This is a genomic window from Sphingobacterium siyangense (assembly GCF_023277505.1).
Taxonomy (GTDB): Bacteria; Bacteroidota; Bacteroidia; order Sphingobacteriales; family Sphingobacteriaceae; genus Sphingobacterium; species Sphingobacterium siyangense.
This window is the reverse complement of record NZ_CP080574.1, coordinates 5912001-5930852: the sequence shown is the minus strand read 5'-3', so window position 1 is coordinate 5930852 and position 18852 is coordinate 5912001. Positions and strand designations below refer to the sequence as shown.

Sequence of the window (18852 nt, the reverse complement as noted above, 5' to 3'; positions counted from 1 at the left end):
TAAATTATTGTTGAACAAATACATATAGGGATGAAAAGAGTAGTGTCAACACTGTTACTGTTAGCGAGCTTGGGCTCTTCAGCAATCGCACAGTCACCGATAACATTAAATATAGCATTGGATAAACCTACAGGCAAAATATCTCCACATATGTGGGGCGTCTTTTTTGAAGATATCAATCTTGGTGCCGATGGGGGAATCTATGCTGAATTGGTAAAGAATAGATCATTTGAGTTTGATCAGCCTTGGATGGGCTGGAAAAAGCTTGAAAATGGTCCTGAGGGAACCTACCTGCTGCTAAATGATAGCAAACGTAAAGGCAACAAACGGTATTTAAGGATAAACAATGTGGCTAATCTGAAATTAGGACTACAAAATGAAGGCTTTAGAGGAATAGGAGTGAAAGCGGGGGCAGCATATGAGTTCTCTGTACAATATCAAAGTGCAGCTAAGGGGATGAAAATCCATGTTGAGCTGCTCGATCAACAGAATAAGGTTATTGGCGCAGCTGAACTTCCACTTGAACCCGTCGGATCATGGTCTGAAGCAGCAGTTAAATTTCCTGTCAACCAAACGACAGATAAAGCCAAATTAAATGTTTGGTTTACAGGGGCGGGTACGTTAGACGTAGATATGCTTTCGTTATTTCCAGTAGACACCTGGAAAGGAAGACCGAAGGGTTTACGTAAAGATATGGTTCAGATGCTTGCCGATATGAAACCCGGATTTATCCGCTTTCCTGGAGGCTGTATTGTTGAAGGGAAAGATTTGGCTAATCGGTTTCAATGGAAGAAAACTGTTGGACCAATAACAGAAAGGGAATTGATTATCAACCGGTGGAATACCGAATTCAGCCATCGGCTGACACCTGATTATTTTCAGACCTTTGGTTTAGGATTTTATGAATACTTTTTACTGGCAGAAGATATTGGAGCATCTCCAGTTCCCATTCTCAATTGCGGTATGGCCTGCCAATTTAATACCGGAGAACTTGTACCATTAGACGAACTTGATACCTATGTTCAAGACGCTTTAGATCTGATTGAATTTGCCAATGGCGCAACAGATACAAAATGGGGGAAATTACGGGCGGATATGGGGCACCCTGAGCCTTTTCACCTCAAAATGCTGGGGGTTGGAAATGAAAATTGGGGCCCGCAATATATCGAACGGTTGACCGTCTTCAAGAAAGCATTAAACGAAAAGCATCCAGAGATCAAAATTATTGCCAGTTCGGGCACGGATCCCGAAGGAGATCGTTTTGACTTCTTAAATGATCAACTGCGGGCGATGAATATCAATATCATTGATGAACACTATTACCGCCCACCATCCTGGTTTCTGTCTAGCGCCAATCGCTATGATAATTACGCTAGAAATGGGGTGAAAATTTTCGCAGGAGAATACGCTTCGCATACGACGCGACCAAACGGTCCAGGGAAAAGTACCTGGGAGGCGGCCCTCTCGGAAGCCGCTTTCATGACGGGCCTCGAACGAAATGGCGACGTCGTGGAGATGGCATCTTATGCGCCATTATTCGGCCATGTCGATGGCTGGCAGTGGTCACCGGATTTAATTTGGGTGGATAACTTGCAGGTATATGGAACACCGAGCTACCAAGTACAAAAATTATATGCTACCAATAAAGGAACAAGCATTGTTCCGATCAAACGGGATGGCGAATTCGTAGCTGGCAAAGATAGCCTCTATGCTTCTGCAGTATTTGATGCAGCTGCGCAACAGCTTATCGTGAAAGTCGTCAATTACAACAGTAAGCCGATGAAAGTGAACCTCGACATAGATTCGAAGAAAAAGCCTGCTGCGGCAGCAGAGAAAATCACTTTGGCCAATGCCAACCTAAACCTGAGTAACAGTATCGAGGAACCATTGAACATCCGTCCAAAACAGAATACGGTAACTTATAAGGGAAAGACGATTGTTGAAACATTTGAACCCTATTCCTTTACCTTGATTAAAATGTCCGTTAAATAAGATGAATATCCGTAGACTCTTTTTTACTACCCTGATTCTATTTGCACATAACGTGTTTGCACAGGTAAAGGAATCGGATCTGGCGGCTTACCTGATGGTTTACTTTAAGGATGAAAGCCATGGTCTGTATGTTGCTGTCAGTCAGGATGGCTATTCTTTCACCGATATCAATAAAGGTAAACCGATCATTGCTGGCGATAGCATTGCACAGCAGAAAGGTATCCGGGATCCCTATATCATGCGCGGAAAAGATGGTTATTTTTATATGGTCATGACGGATTTACATATCTACGCACAAAGGCAGGGTTATAGAAATACGGAATGGGAGCGTGACGGAGTCGCATTTGGATGGGGTAACAACCGAGGTATTGTCTTAATGAAATCGACTGATTTAATTCACTGGAAGCATACGGAGCTCTACTTGGAGAAAGCCTTTCAAGGTTGGGAAAATGTAGGCTCCTTCTGGGCTCCCGAACTCATATATGATGATCGTACTGGGAAGATGATGATCTATTTTACGATGCGGTTTGGCAATGGACTGAATCAGCTTTATTATGCCTACTTAAATAAGGAGTTTACAGCATTTGAATCAGAACCACAGCTTTTGTTTCAATACCCCAAAGCAAATAAAAATTACATCGATGGCGATATTACGAAAGTGGGCAATAAATACCATCTTTTTTATGTCGCCCACGATGGTATTCCGGGCATTAAGCAAGCTGTTTCAGATTCTCCAAATGGCCCTTATCAGTACGATGATCGCTTCTATGATCCTGAACCAGAAGCCTGCGAAGCTCCGAATGTGTGGAAAAGGATAGGGGAAGATAAATGGGTTTTGATGTATGATATCTATGGGATATCGCCCCATAATTTTGGCTTTAGTGAAACAACAGATTTTAAAAATTTTGTTGATTTGGGACACTTTAATGCAGGTAAAATGAAATCTACTAATTTCACTTCGCCTAAACATGGCGCTGTCATCCCAATAACAAAGCAAGAGCTGGAGCGATTAGCAAAGCATTGGCAGTTTGATTTGTCTTTGCAAAAAAAATAGAAGCTTTTAGAACAGATCTTCGTAACTTATTGCCTTTACATGGCAATAAGTTACTTAACCAAATAAATTGCTGGTGAATTTAAGCTTAATACCGAGTTGAAAATTATTGATTGTTTTGAATATTTCTTTAATTGTCGCCTTTTCAATATTTGTCAAACTATCTATAGGTACGTAATTGTTGGGTGCCAGTTTAGCGATACGGATCTGGTTAGCCTGATTTTTTAGGCGGATCGACATCAGGTAATAATAAGATTGATTTAATTCCTCGTACTGTTCTTGTGTGAAGATGCCCAACTCAAGAAGCTGTTTTAGCCTACCACCTGTATTTTCTTCATAAATTCTGTTTTTCAGCGCGTAAACCCGGACTAAATCAACAATGGGCGTCATCGCTTTCTTGATATTGAAGACTTCAGAAGAACCTATTGTTTGCGTTTTTATCGCTTTGAAAAATGTGAGCGGCGGTTCATATTGCAGCGCATTCTTTGCAATGAACGTAAAAAAACGCTCGTTGGGTTTTTGTAGCTCAATATTGAGAAATTCTTTGAGTTGATCAATAATGCCCTGGTCACCATATAATCGCCTACAGTCGAAGAAGGTCGAAAATTTAATCGCATTCTCGGGGATACTTTCTTCAATCCATTTTTTGTAATTTTTCTTCCAATGTGACAGCGAATGTGTCCATTCGGGATTACTGGCCATATACCCCCCGGTACAGTAGCTAAAACCAATTGTATTGAGATGATCCGATACGCGACTGGCAAAATTGAGGAAATACGCGCGTACAAGATCACGTTGTTCGTTTGCTTTATCTTCGTAAATAATTGCATTATCCTGGTCGGTCATTAGCGTCTGTTCTTTCCTTCCTTCGCTACCCGTTACCATAAACACAAATTTTGCAGGCGGTTCGCCCATTTCCCCGATCACTTTTTCAATTACTTTAAGTGCAATACTGTCGGCAACGGTCGTAATAACTTGGTTCGCAATCTCTGCATTTACACCTCTACCGAGCAATTGGTGAATAATCTCAGGAACATTATTCCATTTTTCACGCAATTCATCCAATGTTTCTGCGAGTTTAACCGATTGAATAAATACGAGAGGAGACTGCCCTTGTTCACTCAATAACCGATTTCGGCTAAGGAAGCCGATATAATTGCCTGCCTTCTCAACAAGGAGATATCTTGATTTCGTACGGAACATCATCAGTACAGCTTCGTAAAGATAGGCCTGATCCGAAATACTGACAATAGGGTTATCCATTACCTGAGCAATAGATTGTGTTGCAGGAATCTGCTGGGCCACGACATTGTCTCTTAAGGTAATATCTGTCGCATAGCCAAGAATATGCTCCCCTTTTTTGATAAATATGCAGCTTACCTTGTGTTTCGCCATGGTTTGTGCAGCCTCAAAGATTGGTGTATCCGGTGTACAGGAAACGATATCTTTGTAGGTGATGTGTTCAATTTTACGCGAATAAAGTTGATCTGCAGCAAAATAGCTTTCCTCGAAGGAGGCTGGCGACTTAACAAAATGAGAAAACTCCTCATCTAACATTCTTTTTCCAAAGGAATTGGTGAAAAAATGGAAAAACTCTTCATTCGCATTACAGAGCTCAATAAAGTCTTTTCGGGGTAAACGATAAATGACCGTACCTTTTTTGGCAATGACGGACTTGAGTGCTTTCGTTCGGTTTAATAAGACCGATATTCCACCAAAACAATACGGTTTATGGTGTATCTCGACCAATCGTTTATTATCGGAAACATCTAGAAAGAATGTTTCATATTCACCTTCGAGGATTAAATCAACACCATCCATATCGGTAATGTTCTGCCGATAAACTAAGGTGTCTTTGGAAAAACGATGTTCATTGAATCTGTCGACAATACTCAATTGTAGGGTTTCGGGCAGAATTTGAAATGGCTGCGTAGATTTCAGCAGGGGTAGGATAGCGTCGGAGTTTTTCATGGAAGTCACATTAACAGATGTTCTCGAATTCAGCTTGCTGATTTTGTATGTCCTGCTCGGATAATTCATCTCTTCGAATCATTTCAAAATAGCATTTAGCAGTTATTTCAGCATCTTTTTCAGCATTGTGCATTTCTGTGGCTGGAGTCGCAAATAGTGTATCATGCAGCGATGAAAGTGGAAGATGCACCATATTCGGATTCCGAACGTATTTTTTGCTATGCAACAAGGTGCAGAAATAAGCTAAGTTATGAAATGGAATAGCCAAGTTGGATCGATAGAATTCGGCCGCTAATACCTGCAGGTCGAATGAAAGAAAATGCCCGATAAGTTGGGGCTTATATTTTTTGATGTCATGACTGAATTTCCGTAATACTTCTTTTTTCTTCTCACCATATTTCATTAGAAAAGGCGGTGTCAATCCATGAATCTGTTCTGATGCAGGACTGATTGGTATTAACGGCTCATAAATATATTTATTGGTTCGTTTAACTTCATGTTGCTCTTCGTCATAAATGATCCAAGCCAGTTGCAAGATGTGGGGCCAATTATCACCGTCCATGTAACTCTTGTTCCACTTTTTCGGTAAACCAGATGTTTCCGTATCTAAGAATAGCAAATATTTTTTCAATGAATTGCAGTTGAATGAATTCTAAAATACTAAAATAATCTAGTTATTAAATATATAAATCTCTATTTGTAGAAGGATAGCTTTGTAAAAAACGAGATACGTGTTTAAATTATTGAAATTTTATATGTAAAATTGACATTTATTAGTGAATTAAAATAACCAATTATGTACAGAAGGCTATTATGCACGTTACTCTGTGTCTGTTCTCTTGTTGTTGAGATCAACGCAAGAGATAAAACATCCTCCGTTTCTTATACAATGGATGGGATTACAAATCGTGATAGATTTCATTATGCGATTGAACTTCTCCAACATGAGTTAGAGGTCTCGTCATTAACCACGAAGATAGAAATCAGTACAGTGGGACAACATAGTTCGTTGCCCGATTCTTTGAAAGAAAAGCTAGTTAATAAGGAACATTTTATTATATATAGAAAATCCAGTAAAGGAGCAATATCCTTGATTGGTATGGACGAATCTGGTGTGCTTTACGGGTGTATGACATTGCTTGCACACAGACAATGGTTGAAAGGGGAGCCATTCTTTTTTGCCGACGGTCCAAAAATGGTTATGCGCGGGACAAGTGTTGGACTTCAGAAAACAACCTATTTGCCCGGCCATGATATTTACGAGTATCCTTACACACCGGAATCTTTTCCTTGGTTTTACGATAAGAAGTTATGGTTAAACTATTTGGATATGATGGCCGAAAATAGATATAATGCTCTGTATCTATGGAATGGGCATCCTTTTTCTTCGTTAGTAAAATTAAAGGATTATCCTTATGCGCTAGAGGTGGATGAGGGAACATTTGGAAAAAACGAGGAGATTTATACATTTCTGACCAAAGAAGCCAATAAAAGAGGGATCTGGATTATCCAGATGTTTTACAATATTATCTTGCCAAAGCCATTCGCCGATCGCCATGGTTTAAAAACACAGGAACGAAATCGGGTTATTACGCCCTTAATTTCCGATTATACCCGAAAAAGTATTGCCGCTTTTGTGGCTAAATATCCTAATGTGGGTTTACTAATAACGTTAGGAGAGGCAATGGAAGGCGTCGGCCAGGATGATGTCAACTGGTTTACGAAGACAATTATTCCGGGAGTACAGGATGGACTACATACATCAGGGATCAGCGTTGAGCCGCCTATTATTTTAAGAGCACACGATACCGACGCACCTGCGGTAATGGAGGCCGCTTTACCAATTTATAAGAACCTGTATACCATGGCAAAATATAATGGTGAGGCACTGACTACGTATACGCCGAGAGGGAAGTGGGCGGAGTTACACCGCTCTTTAAGTGCTATCGGCACGGTCCATATTCAGAACGTCCATATTTTGGCCAACTTGGAACCTTTTAGATATGGCTCACCTGATTTTATTCAAAAATCAGTTAAAGCTATGCACGGAATTCATCATTCCAATGGTATCCATATATATCCACAAGCTTCGTATTGGGATTGGCCATATTCGGCCGACAAGGTCGCTAATAGATTGCTGCAACAAGATCGGGATTGGATGTGGTACAAAGCGTGGGCACGGTATGCTTGGGATGAAAATCGAGATTTACTACATGAGCAATCGTATTGGTCGAAGGAGCTTGCTCAATATTATGGTATCAGTGAGACAGATGCTCAAAAATTATTATTGGCTATTGAAGAAATTGGTGAGATATCGCCTAAAATTTTGCGACGATTTGGTATTACAGATGGTAACAGGCAGACATCCTCCTTGGGAATGTTGATGACGCAGTTGATTAATCCTTATCGCTATGGCTTGTTTACTTTACTTTATGAGTCGGAAGCTCCAGCAGGGGAAATGATAGTCGATTATGTAGAGAAGGATGATCGCCATGAAACTCATGTTGGAGAAACTCCAGTGCAGGTGGCAAAAGAAATTGTGCAGCATGGCGAACGTGCGCTGACGCTCATTAGCGGATTGGGAAAGCCGACTAAAAATGTGGCTGAATTTAATCGCTGGCTCCAAGATATTCGGATTCATCATTTACTAGCGAACCATTATAGTTGTAAGGTTAAGGCCGCAATTCAGCTTCTTCAGTATAAATATACTCATGAACTAAACGCTCTTCGAAAAGCTTTGCCTGATCTTGAAAAAAGTGTTTTGGAATACCGTAAACTGACAGAGATAACGAATGAAAGCTATTTATACGCAAACAGTATGCAAACCAAACAAAGAAAAATACCGATGCGTGGAGCAGATGCTACCTTCATTCACTGGAATGAGATGTTGCCTGTCTTTGAAACTGAATTGAATAACTTTAAACATGCGATAGATTCCTTATCAACGAGGACTGGCATTTCAGCGCCTTCAAAAGAAAAGCTAAAATCCCAACAGATTACCTTTGAAGATCGTCAACAATTGCTCCCATTGAAAAAAGGAGCAAAATTGTATGCAGATCAGGAATTGGTAGTTACACATATGGCGAATGAATTGGAAGGACTTCAAGCGCTACAGATTGACGCTGAAAAGCAAAAGCTCCAAGGAACACAGCTTCGATTTAAGAATGAAAGAGCTGTAAAGATATTGGTGGGTTACTACAATAGCACCGACAAAGTTTTCGCACCTAAACCTGTACTTGAAATTGATGCGAGCGCTAATGATTTTGGGCAGGCAGAAACAAAAGTACGTAATGCCATCCGAATTCAGTACATGCCAATGGTTGATATTCATACTTATTCCTTTCCTCCAGGAACCAATGAGCTAAAAATACCGAAAGGAGAAGTGCTGATCTTAGGCATTGTGGATGACAAGGAACTCCAAAATCCATATAATGCTGATGTGGACAATCAAGGCGATGATCTAGACGATTTGTTTGGTTATTACCGTGGAACTAAATTGTAAATATAACTATGTTCAGGATAGTACAGGATAAACAACTTAAACGAAGTAGGTATTTTACGAAAACACAATAGATCTACTTCAACTTTTTTGATAATAATAAGGAATAAGGAATGAAAATTAAAAAATCTATTCTTGCGCTTCTTTTCTGTGCTCTTTCTTATGCAAAAGCACAAGAAAAATTAGTGGATAAAGTTCACACTTATGTTCAAGAGTTTAATAACAACGATAACGAAGCTGTGATCAATAAAATTCCGAATAAGGATGCCTATGATTGGATGCTGGCGAATATTCCTTTATTGGACTGTCCCGATAAAGAAATTGAGCAAACTTATTATTTTCGATGGTGGTCTTTTCGAAAACATATTAAATCGAGCCCCGAAGGTACCTTGGTAACCGAATTCATTGAACCTGTAAAACACGCTGGAAAATACAATTCGATCAGCTGTGCGCTAGGGCACCATTTGTATGAAGGAAGATGGATTCGTGACAATGCATTTCTAAAAGAATACATAGACTTTTGGCTTTATCATGCTGATAAAAATCAATCTAAACCGAGGTTTCATCAGTTCAGTTCTTGGTTGCCAGATGCTTTATTAGCTTATTATAAAGTAAATCCCGATAAGCAATACTTAAGAGATAGACTGTCGGACCTTGATCTAGATTTTGAAAAATGGGAGAAAGAAAGAAAAAGTAAAAACGGTCTCTTTTGGCAATTTGACGTTCAGGATGGCATGGAAGAGTCTGTTTCTGGTGGACGTAAAGTTCATAATATGAGACCTTCGATCAATAGCTATATGTATGGGAACGCTGTAGCAATAGCAACAATTGCCAAATTGGTGTCCAATTCAGCATTAGAGAAAAAGTACATTACCTATGCCCAAACTTTACGTGAACTAGTATTGGATTCACTTTGGGACAAAGAAGATCAGTTCTTTAAAACGAGGTTAGAAAAAGGAGGTCTACATCCTACACGTGAGGCAATTGGTTTTATACCGTGGTATTTTCATTTGCCACCAGACAAAACGACGTATGGAAAAGCTTGGCACCAGCTTCCTGATACAGCAGGATTTAATGCGCTGTGGGGAACAACAACCGCTGAACGACGTGAGCCGACATTTCGAACGCGCGGAACTGGTCATAGTTGTGAATGGGACGGAGCAATTTGGCCTTTTACGAGTTCACAGACCATTAGAGGAATGGCTAATTATTTAAGCGATTATAAAAAGAATAAGGAATTGGATGCAAACGACTTATATGACCAAATTCATAAATATGCTAAATCGCATGTGATGAACGGTAAACCTTATATAGGTGAATACCAGGATGAGAAGACTGGAGAATGGTTGAAAGGAGACAATCCGAGAAGTAAATTTTATAACCATTCCACATTTGCGGATGTCATTATTCAAGATTTAATTGGAGTAAAACCACAAATTAATTCTATTCTTGAAATAAAACCCTTGATTTCGAAAGATAAGTGGGACTACTTTGCGTTGACCCAATTAACGTATCACCGTAAGAACATTGCTATTTACTGGGATGTCACTGGCGAAAAATATCACAAAGGAAAGGGACTGACCATCTATGTAGATGGAGTGAAATCACTACAAAAAAGGGATTTAAAAAATTGTAAGATTAACTTAAATTAATATGATCAGAAAGCGCTATCATCGTGGAATAATAACTGTTTTGCTCTGTTTATCCATGCTGGGTTTGCAAGCACAAACTTGGCTAAATGTCATGGATTTTGGTGGCCAGAAAGATAGTACCGGAAGTAACACATTGGCTATCAAAAAGGCTATTACAGCAGCGTCAAATAAAGGCGGGGGTACGATCTATTTCCCGGCAGGAAAATACGTCACTGGACCAATTCATTTGAAAAGCAATATTACGATTTATATCGATGCGGGAGCTGAGTTACATTTTAGCGATAATTTTGATGATTATTTGCCCATGGTAGAATCCCGCTGGGAAGGAACTGCTGTAACAAATTTTTCGCCATTATTTTATGGAAATAACCTCGAAAATATTAGTATTCAAGGACGTGGGATTATTGACGGACACGGTAAAAAATGGTGGGGCTATTCGGAGGTTGAAGTTAAAAAACAGACAGAAGATAGTAAATGGCAAAAAGAATTTAAACGCCTCAATAAGAATGTTTTGGCTCCAGACCTTCCGGGATGGATTGAAAGAGGGTTTTTACGACCGCCCTTTATACAGTTCTTAAACTGTAAAAATGTACAGATCAAGGATATTAAAATTCAAAATTCGCCATTTTGGACAATTAATCCACAATATTGTGATAACGTTACCGTAGACGGCGTAACGATTGATAACCCCCCGTCGCCTAATACAGATGGTATAAATCCAGAATCTTGTTCCAATGTTCGTATCGCCAATTGCCACATTAGTGTAGGGGATGACTGTATTACCATAAAATCTGGTAAGGATCGCTCGGGAAGAAAGATCAATATCCCAGCAGAGAATTATACCATTACAAACTGTACAATGCTTCGCGGGCATGGTGGGGTGGTTATCGGGAGTGAGATGTCCGGTGGAGTTAAAAATATTGTTATTTCTAATTGTATTTTTGACGGAACAGATCGCGGTATACGTCTAAAAACCGCAAGAGGTAGAGGAGGCATCGTGGAAAATATTCAAGTTTCTAATATTGTGATGCGCGATATTCGAGATCAGGCGATTGTCATGGACATGGAATATGCTAAAAGTGAACCGGGGCCAATTAGTGAACGTACGCCTAAATTCAGGAATATCTTTATTAATAATTTGTCTGGCACAACAAACCGTATTGGCTACATGCGAGGCTTAGCAGAAATGCCAATAGACAATGTAGTGTTTTCGGATATAAATATGGAAGGGAATACGGGGTTTTCAGCACTCAATGTGAATGGATTGACATTGAGTAACGTAAACATAGCAATCAAACAAGGTGCATTATTATCTGTCAACAATGCTAAGGAACTGAGTTTAGTAAATGTAAAAAATGCGACACCAGTGGCAGAAAAATCGCTGATCGAGCTTGAAAATTGTAAATCAGTGAATGTGCAGAGTTGTTTTCCTTTGTTAGGTACAGCACTATTTTTGGATTTAGTAGGATCAGAGAATGAGTCGATTTATATTCATGGCAATAATTTAGCCCGAGTAAAGCAAATTCTCCGTGGTACTTACAAAAGTGGTCAGTTCATATCAAATATAAACCCTTCGGAACCTAAATAATGCGTTTATACCTGTATATTTTATTATCGTTTTTATCGATATGTCTCTTAAACTCCGCTTTTGCACAAACGCGTGTATGGTTTGATCATCCTGCCAAACAATGGGAGGAGGCTTTACCTATTGGTAATGGGCGGCTTGGGGCCATGGTTTATGGCGGGGTCGAGGAAGAAGAATTACAGTTTAATGAAGAGACATTATGGACGGATGGACCACGAAATTATAATAAAAAAGGCGCATCGAAGTATCTTCAAAGTATACGGAACCTGCTTGATCAAGGTCAACAGAAAGAAGCGGAATCTTTGGCGATGCGGGAATTTATGGGGCTTAAAAGTGAATCAGAAGATCCTAGTGCCTGGTTGGAAAAAATTGGGAAAATTCGTGAGCAGAAACATGGGCCATTTCAGGTCGTTTTTGACGATAGCAAATGGCCGCTTATAGTGGTGCCGCATTACGAGGGCTGGGAGAATCTGGGACTGGAGGGCTTGGATGGCGCTGTTTGGTTCCGTTATGAATTTAACCTTTCAAAAAATCAGCTATCAGAGCGCTGGTCGTTGGATTTAAATAAAATCCGGACCAATGATTATACCTATATTAATGGTAAGCTTGTCGGCCAGTCAGCGGGAGATGATACCCGAAGGCTGTATCAAATACCTAAAGAGCTGCTGCGGGAAGGTAGAAATAGTATCGCAATTCAGGTGATCAATTTGGAAGGGAAAGGAGGTGTAGCTGGATATAAGGATACAAAGCAGTCAATAGGATTAAAAAGTGCGAGCGGAAAAATTATTTCACTAAATGGGCACTGGAGATACTATATTCAAGATCAAAATATTCCTAAAATAGGAAGTTTTCAGGCATCCTATCAGCCTTTTGGTACATTAAATTTAAAGTTCAATCACAGAGAGGCAAAGAACTACAGCCGGATACTCGATATGGATAAAGGCGAAGTTTGCGTCAACTATGATGCTAGTGGAATCCATTATAAAAGAACTTATTTTGCAAGCTATCCCCAGAATTTTATCGGCATACGGTTGGAGGCTGACCAGAAGAAAAAAATTACCTTTAGGCTTGCAATGAATACCAAACATCAGCGTGCAAAACTTGATCACCTCAATAAATCATCAATCCGCTTGGAAGTATGGGTGAAAAATGGAGCAATGCGAGGAACAGCTTTTCTTCAGCTTAAATTGAAAGGGGGACAAGTGTCCTATACTGGCAACGAACTTGTCGTGCAACAAGCGGATGAAGCTCAAATTTATCTGACTGCCGCAACAAATTTTAAATCATATCAAGAGTTGAATGATCAGTATTCTGCAGTTGCATTGGATAGATTCAAAGATTTATGTAAGTTGGACTTTGATAAATTGTATGAACTCCATCAAAAAGATTATCAACAGTTGCATCATCGCTTTGAAATAGATTTTGGCGACGGGAGCCAACTTGATACTATTCCAATAGATAGAAGATTACAAAGGGCAGTAATGCTTGATGATCCAGGGCTGCTCGCACTTTATGTGCAATATGCCCGATATCTTCAAATTGCTGCGTCTCGACCAGGTAGCCAGCCAATGAATCTTCAAGGTATTTGGAATCCATCCTTAGAACCATCTTGGGGTAGCAAATACACAACTAACATCAATTTGGAGATGAATTACTGGCCGACTGAAGCTTTAAATCTTTCTGAGTTGCAGCAACCTCTATTTCAAATGATTCGAGATCTTCATATGGCGGGTGCAGAAACGGCCAAAGAATATTATGCTGCTCGAGGTTGGGTTTTGCATCATAACACGGATTTATGGCGCGGCACAGCTCCCATCAATAGTTCCAATCATGGTATATGGCCTACAGGTGGAGCTTGGTTGGTGAGACATCTTTGGGAGCATTATCGATATACGCAAGATATACACTTTTTAAAAGAATATTATCCAATCATTAAAGATGCTACCTTATTTTTTAAGGATTTTCTCGTCAAAGACAAAGCAACGGAATGGTTGGTAAGCTCGCCTTCAAACTCTCCTGAAAACGGCGGGTTGGTGAAGGGACCTACAATGGATCATCAAATTATTCGTTCATTGTTTGATATTTTCAATCAAAGCTCGAAGTTGTTGGATGCCGATAATCTCTTGCGGGATTCAATTATAAAGATGCGGAATCAGATTGCGCCGAACCAGGTTGGGCAGTACGGACAGCTGCAGGAGTGGTTGACGGATTTGGATGATCCAGAGAATAAACATCGGCATGTATCCCATTTGTGGGGGTTATTTCCCGGAGATGAGATCAATATGATTCGTACGCCACAGTTGGTAGAGGCTGCAAAACGCTCGTTGGTGTTACGGGGAGATGAAGGGACAGGTTGGAGTTTGGCATGGAAAATTAATTTTTGGGCTAGATTAAAAGATGCTCAGCATGCTTATCACATGGTAAAAATGCTATTGCGACCGGCGGGGAAAGGTGGCGGCTCTTATCCAAACCTATTTGACGCTCATCCTCCATTTCAAATCGATGGGAATTTTGGAGGGGCATCGGGAATTATCGAGATGTTGCTCCAGAGTCAGACGGATGGAATTGAGCTATTACCGGCATTACCAGTTGAAATTGGCACAGGGAAAGTCAAAGGGATCAAATCCCGTGGTGATTTTCAGATTAGTATGGAATGGAAAGATAGTCAGTTACTAGCCGTGACCGTTGAATCGCTTTCAGGAGAAGAACTCCATTTGCGTTATCAGGACCATGAAGTAAAGATAAAAACTAAGAGAGGCGAATCTTATGCCTTTGATAAAGAGTTGATTTTAAAGAAATAATGAAGACCAGATTGATGTTGACGAGAAAGCTGTTTTGCTGCCTATGTATCTTATTTTTTGGACTATTTTCATTTGGTCAGAACTTTCGTAAGACGATTACACTGGATACTGACTGGGAGACGATAATGGACCAAAAAGATTCTGCGAGGTACAATGGATTTCACAATCTGTCTTTTAAGACAGATAAGGACTGGCGGAAGGTCGATGTTCCACATAACTGGGATGGCTACGAAGGATATCGTAGATTGCTACATGGCAATTTACATGGTTACGCATGGTATCGGAAAAATTTCTCGCTCAATCAACAAAGAAATAAAAATAGATTCTATTTATTTTTCGAGGGAGTAGGTTCCTATGCTACAGTTTGGTTAAATGGTATACGGGTTGGGTATCATGCGGGCGGAAGAACCACATTTACATTGGATGTTACTGATGCGATTAGATTGGACGGTACTCCTAATCTATTAGCTGTCCGAGCAGACCATCCAGTTCATATTATGGATCTTCCTTGGGTCGATGGAGGTTGTTCTATGGAGCGCGGTTTTTCCGAAGGATCGCAGCCTATGGGAATCTTTAGGCCAGTGAGCCTATTGATGAAAAACGAAGTCGCTATCACACCTTTTGGCGAGCACTACTGGAATGATGAGACTGCTGATCCTAGTAAAGCGGTCGTACATCAGGTCGTTGAAGTGAATAATAAAAACCAGAAAAGTAAAGATTTGGAGATTGTAACCGAAGTTTTGGATCAGATGGGCCAATTAGTTATTCGATCAACATCGGAGGACCAGATAGAGGGAAACGCAATTAAGGAAATTCGGCTGAAAGATCTTGTGCTGACAAATCCACAACTATGGTCTGTGGAGTCACCTTACCTGTATCGTATAAAAATGCAACTCAAACATGGTGGGCAGGTGATTGATGAGGTAGAAACGCGCTATGGAATTCGCTCGGTTCGTTGGTCAAAAGGTTTAAAGCCTTCTGGTGATCTACGTCTCTTTGTCAATGGAAAGCCCGTATTTATTAATGGCATTGCAGAATATGAACATAAACTGGGGCAATCACATGCCTTTGATAAAGAGGAGATTGAGTCCCGGGTTAAACAAATTAGGACTCTCGGATTCAATTCATTTCGGGATGCACATCAGCCACATAACTTACGTTATCAACAAGCATGGGATCAACACGGTATTTTATTATGGACGCAGCTCGCAGCCCATATCTGGTTTGATACTCCCACATTTCGTGCGAATTTTAAAAAATTATTAACAGAATGGGTTCGCGAACGTAGAAATAGCCCATCAGTGATTTTGTGGGGGCTCGAAAATGAAAGCACGCTTCCAGAAGAATTTGCGCGCGAATGTACAGTATTAATTCGCAAACTAGATCCTACAGCATCCATACAGCGATTAGTGACGACATGTAATGGTGGCAGTGGGACCGATTGGGATGTCCCGCAAAATTGGACGGGAACCTACGGGGGAGACCAAAAATATTATGGTGAAGATTTGAAAAAACAGCTGCTTGTTGGTGAATATGGCGCTTGGCGAAGTTTGGGAATGCATGCCGGGCCACCCTATCTTCCTAACGAAAATAAATACAGCGAAGAGCGTTTTGCTGATATCCTACAAACAAAAGTACGTTTGGCAGATTCTGTTAGAAATAATGTCATAGGTCATTATTTATGGCTTTGGAACTCCCATGATAATCCGGGCCGTATTCAGGGAGGAGAGGGAAATCGAGAGATCGATCGGATTGGACCAGTTAACTATAAAGGCTTATTGACACCTTGGGGGGAACCCACAGACGCTTATTATATGTATCTTTCGCATTATGGTAAGAAGGAGCAACCCATGGTTTATATTGCTATGCATTCTTGGCCAAACCGTTGGTTAGCTCCCGGAGTGAAAGACAATATCCGTATTTTTTCGAATTGTGAGGAAGTCGAACTGTTCAATGATCTAGGATACCTGTCATTAGGGAAAAAACGACATGCTGGATTTGGACAGCATATTGAATTTGACGGTGTAAATGTCAAGTATAACGTATTGTACGCTGAGGGTCGCATCGGAGGAAAAGTTGTTACTCGTGATACCATTATATTGCAAAATTTTCCACAAAGTCCACATTTTACTGACCTGTTTCAAGATCCATTGAAGATTCTAAAACCTGAGCCGGGATATCACTATATCTACCGGATTAATTGTGGCGGCGATAATTTTACGGATGAATACGGGGCCGAGTGGAAAGCTGACCAACCTTATCGGTCCCAATTAGGCTGGGGTAGTAGATCTTGGGCGGATAGTTTTGAAGGGATGAATACTAATTTTGCTAGTCAACGGATTATTTTTGATCCAATTGGTGGAACAAAAGACTGGTCGCTTTTTCAGAGCTTCCGCTATGGACTGGATAAGTTGGGCTATCAATTTGATCTTCCAGATGGAACTTATTGGGTTGAATTATATTTTGCCGAACCTTGGTACGGAAAGTTTTCGTCGGGAAATGGCGATCGAGTTTTCGATATTGCTATCAATGGCCAAATTGTAGAACATAAGTTTGATATTTATAAAAATGCGGGTTTCCAGCAAGCGATCAAAAAAACGTATGCTGTCAACGTGGTTGGTGGAAAGCTATTGATCAACTTTCCACGTGCGTATGCTGGTCAGGCTTTAATACAGGCAATTACTATTGTGTCAAAGAAGCCCGTTCATTTAGTCTCAAAATCAAGTGCTCAAGATCATTATAATCTTGATTTAGGGAATCAGGAAATTCAACGCCATAGTTGGCTGGATATAGGTAGTGTATTGAAGAAGGAGGGGGATTCAGTTACATCATTCTTCTCGTTGCCACCATCTCTGTTTGGTTCAGATTATTTTGAAATTGACCCCCATAAATCTTATCATTTACGTTTTAAAGAACCAACTAATGTCTTTTTTCTGGGGCAGATGAAACCCTATGATTTTGAAGATACCAAGGACAGTGTACAATTAAATACGGGGAAATATCTTTCCGTTTTTCGTAAGGTTTTGCAAGCAGGTGATGAGGTATTTTTAACCACGGAGCGCCATGGGGAAGTTGTGGTATTTCAGCAGCAAAGCGGTCTTCTGCCTGTCTATGATCTTAAAGAAGTGAAAAACTATAAGGCCTACCAAAGTAGTTGGCGACAAGGTGTTTCAGAAATTGATTTTGCAGGGCAAAAACGTTTGGAATTTAGCAATCGAGAAGCTTATATTGGTTGGCAATTTCAGGTAGGTGCCGCAGACGTTTATTCATTATCTATTAAGTACCATAATCCATTTAACCAATCGCGTCAAAGTTATTACGAGATTTTAGATAAGGATAAGCATGTACTTGTGCCTAGAACTCCAATACAATTGGACCCCACGCGCTCAGGCAAATGGAATTATATCAATACTGATACAAAGACGATGATCAATGCAGGTACTTATTATGTAAAGATGTATTCTGGTGATTCAGAGGGGGTTATTGTTGATAATTTGGAGGTTAAATAATATTGATGTCAGGATAGTACATGATGGTTGTCCATAAAATTTTCAGTTATATTGAACACTCAATTTTTTTTGTCGTTTTGACGTTTAATTGAGAGATTATATAAGAAAGTAAAGTTAAGGGACTTTATTTTATGTTTAATAATAACCAAAAGAAGGGATAAACCATTTCATGCCTATGAAACGTTTTGCATTACTCACGTTTTTATTTTTAAGTGTGTCTATGACATTTAGTCAAACACAAGACGCTTATTGGAAAACTATTACCGATCGGTCAGAAAAAATTGTAGCGAAATTATCGTTACAAGATCAGAAAAAAAAGGAAGCAGCAGTTCACATTATTCGTGATCAGTATTATCTTTTAAACGCTTGTTATGCGCTTCGTGATTTGAAAATCAAGGAGAATACGGATAAGAGCCTAAAAGAACAAATCACACAAGAAACGCTTCGGGAAACAACTAGTTTAAATCAAGCTTTTGTAGCTCGGCTAAAAGAGGTTTTAACAGAGCCTGAAGTTGAGGCGGTTAAAAACGGTATGACCTATAATGTCTATCCAAATACGGTGAGAGCCTACCAAGATATGATTCCGCTGCTTACAAAAGATGAAGTTCATATGATTGATAGTTTGTTGTATGAAGCACGGGATTTTGCCATGCAAGCTGAATCATCTGAAAAAAAGCATGCTTGGTTTGGCAAATACAAAGGTAAAATCAATAACTATTTAGCTTCCCACGGTTATAACCTCAAAGAAGAAGGCGATAAATGGGCCGCGAGATTAAAAAAATAACCCAATAA

The 18852-nt window shown here is 40.0% G+C and carries 10 protein-coding genes; 8 read left to right on the top strand and 2 right to left on the bottom strand.

Going from position 1 to position 18852, the window contains the following annotated elements; translation table 11 throughout:
- Positions 1-30 precede the first annotated feature (30 nt).
- Both K2F45_RS24930 and K2F45_RS24925 read left to right on the top strand, forming a co-directional pair.
- Positions 31-1992: an alpha-L-arabinofuranosidase C-terminal domain-containing protein gene (locus K2F45_RS24930; RefSeq protein ID WP_248932614.1), complete on the top strand. Its 1962-nt coding sequence runs from the start codon at positions 31-33 to the stop codon at positions 1990-1992.
- Position 1993: 1 nt separating this feature from the next.
- Positions 1994-3046 (top strand): glycoside hydrolase family 43 protein, encoded by a 1053-nt coding sequence (locus K2F45_RS24925; RefSeq protein WP_075994353.1) that lies wholly within the window; start codon positions 1994-1996, stop codon positions 3044-3046.
- A 54-nt stretch (positions 3047-3100) separates the two neighbouring features.
- Here the strand turns inward: K2F45_RS24925 and K2F45_RS24920 are convergent, their stop codons facing one another.
- Both K2F45_RS24920 and K2F45_RS24915 read right to left on the bottom strand, forming a co-directional pair.
- Positions 3101-5014: a DUF294 nucleotidyltransferase-like domain-containing protein gene (locus tag K2F45_RS24920; RefSeq protein ID WP_075994352.1), complete on the bottom strand. Its 1914-nt coding sequence runs from the start codon at positions 5012-5014 to the stop codon at positions 3101-3103.
- Positions 5015-5024: 10 nt separating this feature from the next.
- Positions 5025-5645, bottom strand: a complete 621-nt coding sequence (locus K2F45_RS24915; RefSeq protein ID WP_248932613.1) for a 3'-5' exonuclease — start codon at positions 5643-5645, stop codon at positions 5025-5027.
- 165 nt (positions 5646-5810) lie between these two features.
- Between K2F45_RS24915 and K2F45_RS24910 the strand changes: the two genes are divergently transcribed.
- The 6 genes from K2F45_RS24910 to K2F45_RS24885 all read left to right on the top strand — a co-directional run bounded on the left by K2F45_RS24910 (position 5811) and on the right by K2F45_RS24885 (position 18844).
- Positions 5811-8516 (top strand): alpha-d-galacturonidase, encoded by a 2706-nt coding sequence (locus K2F45_RS24910; protein ID WP_248932612.1) that lies wholly within the window; start codon positions 5811-5813, stop codon positions 8514-8516.
- A gap of 110 nt (positions 8517-8626) precedes the next feature.
- Positions 8627-10165 carry an MGH1-like glycoside hydrolase domain-containing protein gene (locus K2F45_RS24905; RefSeq protein ID WP_248932611.1) on the top strand — a complete coding sequence of 513 codons (1539 nt, stop codon included), beginning with the start codon at positions 8627-8629 and terminating at the stop codon, positions 10163-10165.
- 1 nt (position 10166) lies between these two features.
- A complete protein-coding gene (locus tag K2F45_RS24900) occupies positions 10167-11753 on the top strand; it encodes a glycoside hydrolase family 28 protein (protein ID WP_248932610.1) in 1587 nt (528 codons plus the stop codon).
- A complete protein-coding gene (locus K2F45_RS24895) occupies positions 11753-14551 on the top strand; it encodes a glycoside hydrolase family 95 protein (protein ID WP_248932609.1) in 2799 nt (932 codons plus the stop codon). The genes K2F45_RS24900 and K2F45_RS24895 overlap by 1 nt, the downstream gene beginning before the upstream one ends.
- Positions 14551-18060: a malectin domain-containing carbohydrate-binding protein gene (locus K2F45_RS24890; RefSeq protein WP_248932608.1), complete on the top strand. Its 3510-nt coding sequence runs from the start codon at positions 14551-14553 to the stop codon at positions 18058-18060. Before K2F45_RS24895 ends, K2F45_RS24890 begins: the two co-directional genes overlap by 1 nt.
- Positions 18061-18235: 175 nt before the next feature.
- Entirely contained in the window at positions 18236-18844 is a 609-nt protein-coding gene (locus K2F45_RS24885; RefSeq protein ID WP_075994345.1) for a DUF3826 domain-containing protein, read from the top strand.
- Positions 18845-18852: the final 8 nt, after the last annotated feature.